Source organism: uncultured Streptococcus sp., assembly GCF_915066115.1.
Classification (GTDB): Bacteria; Bacillota; Bacilli; order Lactobacillales; family Streptococcaceae; genus Streptococcus.
Genome location: NZ_CAJZDT010000005.1, coordinates 25,129 through 31,676 on the forward strand (window position 1 = coordinate 25,129; position 6,548 = coordinate 31,676).

Consider the following 6,548-nt stretch of genomic DNA (forward strand, 5'->3'; position numbering starts at 1 on the left):
TTTACTTCTCCTTGTCCCCCAAGAGCCGATGTATTTCGCTCTTCAGAATCTCTGTTGGCTGATAGATTTGAGCTGCACGACTGAGTTTGTTCAATTCTGACCAGCCATCTCTAGCCAATAGCTCATCAAAAGCGCGTCCAATCGCTTCTCTATCCTCTCGTTTAGCAGTCAGGGCAATCCCTGCCTCTAGCCCACGAACTGCATAGTCATACTGATCATAGTCATGAGGGAGAATCAAGGCAGGCTTACCATAGATGATACACTGGTAAAAAATACCCGCACCACCATGATGAATCACATAATCCATCTGAGGAATGTACTCCTTATAGGGAAGATAGGATACCACAGAAACATTGTCCATGAACTCTTCACATTGGAAGTCTTGTCCGCCAAACCCCAGAGTCACAAAGAAGTGGCAATCTGGATGTGCTTCTGCCAATTGTTGTGTCTGATAGAGGAGGTTGTCTTTGGCCCATGCTAGCTGAGTCCCACAAGATACGAGGACTTTCTTATGATTTGCATAAGGAGCCAAATCAAGAGGATAATTTTCTGCCCTCTCAATCGAAGACCCAAAAGGTCCCACCCAAAGGTAGTGATCTGGAAAACCACTTTTCAGCTCCAACTCTTTCATCCCAATTCCCAAGATGGAATAGGGTGAATAAATGGTTTCCTGATTTTTTTGATTGTAGAGCTTAAAATCGTAACGTTTCAAGCGTTCTCTCAATAAAAAGGTTACGATTCGTTTTCCTAAACGAGTCCCTTTTCTTCCTAGCCATTGCTGGGCAGACTGAAAAGGATTCTTTGGACTGCCCATTCCTCCAAAGAAACAAGGCGGTCCATCTGTCGTTTCAATGGCAAACTGTGTCGCCATGGTTGTTATCCAAGGAATTCCCAACTGTTCCGCCACTAGTCCTCCAGAGAGGGTTATAAAATCCGCAATAACAATATCTGGTCGATTTTTCTGCCATTCTTGCATTAGTTGGTCTGACACTAGATTGATCAAATCCAGACTAGCTGACAACTGCCGATAAGCAGAAATAAGATTTAGCTGCCCTTCATTGTTGGCTACACGCTCAAACTCATCTACAAAATTTTCTAAAATGGGAAGTACCTGGAATCCCATCTCCTCTGCGACAGCTTTTCGTTGCGGTCCTGTGAATAATCGAATATCATACAAAGGATCCTTCAACAAAGGTGCGAGTAAATTCAGGGCTGGGAAGAGATGTCCACTTAAAGGGAGTACTACCACGTCGATTTTGATTCTCTTCATAAATCTAGCATAACAAATTTTTTTAAAAAGAACTACTCAAAAAGAGTACCACTCCTAAAAGTGGAACTTATATTTAAGGAAAAGGAATGAATCTTGTATAAGACCCATTCCTTTATGTGTATAATCTATCTAACTTTTATCGAGTAATACATCAAATATCTTTCATCTTATCGGAATTTTTGATAAATAAGCTTTACTTAGATAAAACAATGCGATCAGACGCTTCTCTATCCATATCGTCAATAATCATCTGATTTCCATTAATTGCATAAATCTTGGCATCATCCCCAATAATCATGCGTTGATTAGCGGCATCGAAGCTAACCTGCTTGATTTCTTGATCTCCGTCAGTTTCTACCTGTGTCCATGTACCAGTTGTACCAGTCACTACCAAAGTGATGCGATCTCCTTCGTCCTGACCAGTATAAGTTCCATCAATATTAGTTGGTTGGGCTGTAACTGTATTTTGTGAAGAACTTGTTGTTGCCTGGTTTGAATTTTCTGCCGAAGATGAAGCAGCAGGTTGTGATTGCTGAGTTTGTTGTGTTTGCGATTGAGCTACTGGTTGTTGAACTTGTTGAGCTCTTTGTGAACAAGCTACTAAAAGACTAAGACTTGCTAGAGAAGCAAGAGAAAGTGTGAATGTTTTTAATTTCATGACGAATTTCCTTTCTGCTACCAATTTACAGAAGTATTCCTTCTAACTAGTAGTTTCCCTAGTATAACAAGTTCAAAAAAGGAGGTCAATTTATCTGCTCATGGTCCAGTAGGTATCCCCGTACTTCTGAGATAAAATAGAGAGAACCTGTAACGAACAGCAAATCCTGAGCATCTGCTCTTGCTTCAAAATTGCTAATAAATTCTCGGTAAGAAGGAACTATATCGTAACCTGTTACATCTGTGTCATCCAAAGAACCTTGATAGTCAAAGCCGGTCACCTTGAGTTCCACCTGAGGCAATTTTTTAGTCAGATAAGCCAACATCCCTTGATAATCCTTCCGTTTCAAGGCTCCAAATAGGATTTGAGGACGATATCCTTCCTGCTCTTTTTCTTTGATAAATTCAACCAAGCGAGTCAAGGCAGGGAGGTTATGAGCACCGTCCAAGTAAATTTGAGGACGAATACGCTCCAAGCGACCAGCCCAATGGGTCTTCTCCAAAGCCTGTCTTACAACCTGTTCATCAACAACTTCCTTGCCTCCCCTCATAAAAAGAAGAAACGTTTGTAGCGCCAAGGCCGCATTTTCTTGCTGATAAGCTCCTTCTAAACCTATTTTCAGCTGCGAAAGGTTAGCCAAAGAGCTTGAAAAATTCCCATTCAGCATTGAAAAATCCTGACCTGCCTGATAAAGGTCAACAGCTAAAGAGTCAGCTTTTTTCTGACAGACAAGCCTAGCTTCTGGAGCCAGCTTGGCAGTCACTGCCTTTTTACCAACCTTAAAAATACCAGCTTTCTGCTCTGCAATTGCTGCTATACTGTCACCCAGAGTCTCCTGATGGTCAAGTCCGATGGAGGTGATGACAGCAATCTCTCCAATTACCACATTAGTCGTGTCAAGTAAGCCGCCAATCCCCACTTCTAATAAAAGCAAATCCACCTCTTGCTCTCTAAAATAAAGAAAAGCAATCAAGGTCAGCAATTCAAAAAAGGACAACTGGTCATGGGTTTGCAGAAGCGTTTTCTCCATCTCCTTGACCTGATTAGCCAAACGGATGAAGTCTGCATCAGCTATTGGTTGCCCGTTAATGCAGATTCGATCATTGATAGAGACGATATGAGGGGAGGTAAAAGTCGCAACTCTTTTGCCATGCCCCATAAATAACTCCCTCATGAAAGCAATGGTAGAACCTTTTCCATTAGTTCCTGTCACGTGGATAATAGGATAAGACTTCTCGGGATTCCCCAACAAATCCACCGCTTGTTGCATTCGGCCCAAGCCTGATCGAAAATTCAAACCAATCCGACTATGGAGCCATTCTTCTACTTCAAACATATACATCTCCTTAATTACAGGTTCAATCAACTGCCTCAATAAAGTCTCATAACTAACAAAAACGAGGCCAGGATTTTCGTCCCGACCTCTCACCTGGTTAGCTAATAACTAGCTACTATGAATATTAACTTGGGCTAAAAACGCCCCCGGACTTACCAGCTCTTTTTTATTTCAAAGATCTGGGCTAAAAACATCCACTGGATGTTTTTACTCCTCCATAAAGCTGTTGAAGACTTCTTCAATCATGTTCCATTCGTCTTCTGAGTCTTCTGGGATTGGTTGCAATTCGCCTTCTGTTCCGTCTTCATTTTCGATGAATGAGTAAGCTTGGATTTCAACTTGTCCGTCTTCGTCTTCTTCTGCGTTAACTGGTACTAGAAGAACATAGTTTTTACCAAATTCTTCTTTTCCGTCAATCGTCAAAAGGATTTCAAACAAGGTTTCATTTCCTTGCTCATCTACTAGTGTAATTAATTCACGTTCTTCGTGGTCGTGGTTATGATCGTGTGACATAGCCTCTCCTTTGTATTAAAATTTTCTATCTAAATAATTTTGTAAAATCAGCTGAGCTGCTAACTTATCAATGACTTTCTTGCGCTTGTTACGGCTAATATCTGCTTGCTCAATCAACATGCGCTCTGCGGCAACTGTTGTCAAGCGTTCATCTTGATAGTCTACTGGTAAATCAAAAAGCTCTTCTAACTTTGCTCCGTAGGCTTGACTAGCTTCCACGCGCGGTCCGCTTGTATTGTTCATGTTTTTAGGCAAGCCCACTACAAATCGTTCCACCTTGTAAGTATCAACCAACTCTTTAACGCGATCAAAACCAAATTGGCCTTGTTCCTCATTGATTTGGATGATTTCAAGCCCTTGAGCTGTAAAACCGAGCGGATCGCTAATAGCCACCCCTACCGTTTTTGAACCGACGTCCAATCCCATAATTCTCATAGATTATAGATCGACTCCTTGTCCTTTTAGGTAGTAGCGAACCAATTCCTCAACGATTTCATCACGCTCATACTTACGGATTTGATTTCGTGCATTATTATAACGAGGAACGTAGGCAGGGTCTCCACTCAATACGTAACCTACGATTTGGTTAATTGGGTTGTAGCCCTTATCATTCAACGAAGCATAAACATCAGTCAGAGTTTCGCTAATTTCTTTTTTATTGGAATCGTCCAATTTAAAACGTACTGTTTCTTCAGTAAATCCCATTCTAACACCCTCTTTCCTTAGAATAGTACCATTATAGCATAATTCCTTACGTTCTACAATTCAGGCAGTCTATTTATTTGGATTTTCTACTGTTCTGTCGCACCATTTGCCAATCTGTCTGCTACATATTGACTCGGTTCATTTTTCAAAAGATTTTCCAAGCCAATATTCTTTAGATATTCAACCTGTGAAGCTTTTTTGATATCTAAAACCTGAAAATCATAAGTAGTTGTTGTTTGAATTTCTGTTTCACTTAGTATCTTCGTCTCAAGTGTAAAACCTGGCAACTTTCGTGCTTCCTGAATCGAGGTATCTTTACCTTCAGCCTCCATGAGGGCTTTTTGAGTAGCCTCTACACCATGCTCAGTTACAAAAGTCTTCAATTCATCGGTAATTGGTCTTTTTTGAACAATAGTCAAACTTAAAAATTGTTTTCCTTTATATGTGACCGTTTGAATTTGCTGACTACCGTCTGTTGACTTCGGTAGCATAAATGTTTTTGTAACTACTGTATTCTTCTCAGCATTCTCTAGGACAGGTAGGGTTGACTGTAATGTTTCAGATTCACTACTAGAGGATGCAGTTGTCGCTTTTTTTTGCCCACATCCAGCAAGCAGGAAAAGTAGTGCAAAACTTGTAATTAGTATTTTTTTCATAATTCCTCACATCATTTTTGAATTAAAAGAGCAAACAAGGCTAGGAAGCACTCCCAGCCTTGATGTTTATAGAGCTGCACGCAAACGTGCTTCTGCATTTTCTACATTACGGACAGAGCGTGGTAGGAAGGCACGAATATCGTCTTCCTTATAGCCAACTTGCAGGCGTTTTTCATCTACAAGGATTGGGCTCTTTAAAATTCTCGGTGTTTCCATAATCAGATTGAGGACTTCATTGACACTCAAATCTTCAATATCCACTCCAAGGGCTTTGGCATAGCGATTTTTAGATGAAACGATGCTGGCTATTCCGTTATCTGTTTTGGTTAGAATATCCAGTAATTCTTCTCTCGTAATTCCTTCTTTACCAAGGTTTTGTTCTTTATAACTTAACTGGTGGGCATTGAGCCAGGTTTTTGCTTTTTTACAGCTAGTACAACTTGAGACTGTATAAATTTTAATCATGTACCTACCCCTTTCGCTACATGTTACTATCAGTTTAGTCTATTATACCATAAAAAACATCCGACTTGCGACCTATTTTTAAATTTTTTTGACTTTTTTAGTCATTTTCGTACTTTTTTCTTGACAAAATGAAATTTACAGCCATTCTTTATATTTCTTGATATAGATTTTTTTCACAATTGTCACGCTAATCATATACAAAATAATGATGAAAAGTAAAAAGATGAAATAAATCGGTTTTAAAGGAGTGAGATGAAGTAGGCTTGCGAGAGGACTGTAGGGAAGGAAGGTCACAAAGGCTGCAGCCAATAAGGTTGTCACAAGAACTAGCCAAGCTGGACGACTTTGTAAAAAGGGAATTTTAGCTGAACGCAACATATGGATAACCATAGTTTGTGACCACATAGACTCGATAAACCAACCTGTCTGGAACAAGACAATAAATCCTACGGCAGACTCTGCCCCATGAACATAAGCTTGACCTGTTGTCATGGGTACAATGATAAAATAAAGCAAAATAAAGGTCAAAATATCAAAGGCAGAAGAGATAGGTCCCATCCAAATCATGAAACGTGTGATGGACCTAGCTTCCCAGGTATGCGGATTTCTCAAAAAATCTTTGTCCACCTTGTCAAAAGGCAAGGCGATACAAGATAAATCATAGACTAGATTTAGGATAATCAAATGGACTGGCGCCATTGGTAAAAATGGTAAAAATATTCCAGAGACTAATAGGGATAAGATATTTCCAAAATTAGAACTCACTGTCATTTTGATATATTTGGTCATATTGGCATAGACCTTACGCCCTTCAACAAGTCCTTTTTCAAGCACCATGAGATCCTTATCAAGTAGGATAACATCCGCTGTTTCTTTGGCAATATCTACTGCTGTATCAACAGAAATCCCCACATCTGCAACTTTCATAGAAGGAGCATCATTGAT

General features: G+C 40.0%; 9 protein-coding genes. All 9 read right to left on the reverse strand.

The window, feature by feature from the left end:
* Nucleotide 1: 1 nt before the first annotated feature.
* The gene (locus tag QZ565_RS00920; RefSeq protein WP_295524283.1) at nucleotides 2–1,270 is read right to left on the reverse strand and encodes a nucleotide disphospho-sugar-binding domain-containing protein; all 1,269 of its coding nucleotides are present in this window, start codon (nucleotides 1,268–1,270) and stop codon (nucleotides 2–4) included.
* Nucleotides 1,271–1,463: 193 nt separating this feature from the next.
* The gene (locus QZ565_RS00925; RefSeq protein ID WP_295524285.1) at nucleotides 1,464–1,928 is read right to left on the reverse strand and encodes an SP_0198 family lipoprotein; all 465 of its coding nucleotides are present in this window, start codon (nucleotides 1,926–1,928) and stop codon (nucleotides 1,464–1,466) included.
* 85 nt (nucleotides 1,929–2,013) lie between these two features.
* Nucleotides 2,014–3,264, reverse strand: a complete 1,251-nt coding sequence (locus QZ565_RS00930; protein ID WP_295524287.1) for a folylpolyglutamate synthase/dihydrofolate synthase family protein — start codon at nucleotides 3,262–3,264, stop codon at nucleotides 2,014–2,016.
* A gap of 207 nt (nucleotides 3,265–3,471) precedes the next feature.
* A complete protein-coding gene (locus QZ565_RS00935; protein WP_000017620.1) occupies nucleotides 3,472–3,777 on the reverse strand; it encodes a DUF1292 domain-containing protein in 306 nt (101 codons plus the stop codon).
* A gap of 15 nt (nucleotides 3,778–3,792) precedes the next feature.
* Nucleotides 3,793–4,212 carry a Holliday junction resolvase RuvX gene (gene ruvX / locus QZ565_RS00940; RefSeq protein ID WP_033628869.1) on the reverse strand — a complete coding sequence of 140 codons (420 nt, stop codon included), beginning with the start codon at nucleotides 4,210–4,212 and terminating at the stop codon, nucleotides 3,793–3,795.
* A gap of 3 nt (nucleotides 4,213–4,215) precedes the next feature.
* Nucleotides 4,216–4,482 carry an IreB family regulatory phosphoprotein gene (locus QZ565_RS00945; RefSeq protein WP_000507059.1) on the reverse strand — a complete coding sequence of 89 codons (267 nt, stop codon included), beginning with the start codon at nucleotides 4,480–4,482 and terminating at the stop codon, nucleotides 4,216–4,218.
* 86 nt (nucleotides 4,483–4,568) lie between these two features.
* Nucleotides 4,569–5,138 carry an SP0191 family lipoprotein gene (locus QZ565_RS00950; protein WP_125452343.1) on the reverse strand — a complete coding sequence of 190 codons (570 nt, stop codon included), beginning with the start codon at nucleotides 5,136–5,138 and terminating at the stop codon, nucleotides 4,569–4,571.
* Nucleotides 5,139–5,204: 66 nt separating this feature from the next.
* Nucleotides 5,205–5,603: a transcriptional regulator Spx gene (spx, locus tag QZ565_RS00955; RefSeq protein WP_000591165.1), complete on the reverse strand. Its 399-nt coding sequence runs from the start codon at nucleotides 5,601–5,603 to the stop codon at nucleotides 5,205–5,207.
* 135 nt (nucleotides 5,604–5,738) lie between these two features.
* Nucleotides 5,739–6,548 (reverse strand): cation transporting ATPase C-terminal domain-containing protein (locus tag QZ565_RS00960; RefSeq protein ID WP_295524290.1); only part of this gene is annotated, 810 nt, incomplete at its 5' end.

Coding starts and splice junctions, on each gene's coding strand:
- QZ565_RS00925 (WP_295524285.1), bottom strand. CDS start 1,928: ATGAAATTAAAAACATTCACACTTTCTCTTGCTTCTCTAGCAAGTCTT.
- QZ565_RS00930 (WP_295524287.1), bottom strand. CDS start 3,264: ATGTTTGAAGTAGAAGAATGGCTCCATAGTCGGATTGGTTTGAATTTT.
- QZ565_RS00920 (WP_295524283.1), bottom strand. CDS start 1,270: ATGAAGAGAATCAAAATCGACGTGGTAGTACTCCCTTTAAGTGGACAT.
- QZ565_RS00945 (WP_000507059.1), bottom strand. CDS start 4,482: ATGGGATTTACTGAAGAAACAGTACGTTTTAAATTGGACGATTCCAAT.
- QZ565_RS00935 (WP_000017620.1), bottom strand. CDS start 3,777: ATGTCACACGATCATAACCACGACCACGAAGAACGTGAATTAATTACA.
- ruvX (WP_033628869.1), bottom strand. CDS start 4,212: ATGAGAATTATGGGATTGGACGTCGGTTCAAAAACGGTAGGGGTGGCT.
- spx (WP_000591165.1), bottom strand. CDS start 5,603: ATGATTAAAATTTATACAGTCTCAAGTTGTACTAGCTGTAAAAAAGCA.
- QZ565_RS00950 (WP_125452343.1), bottom strand. CDS start 5,138: ATGAAAAAAATACTAATTACAAGTTTTGCACTACTTTTCCTGCTTGCT.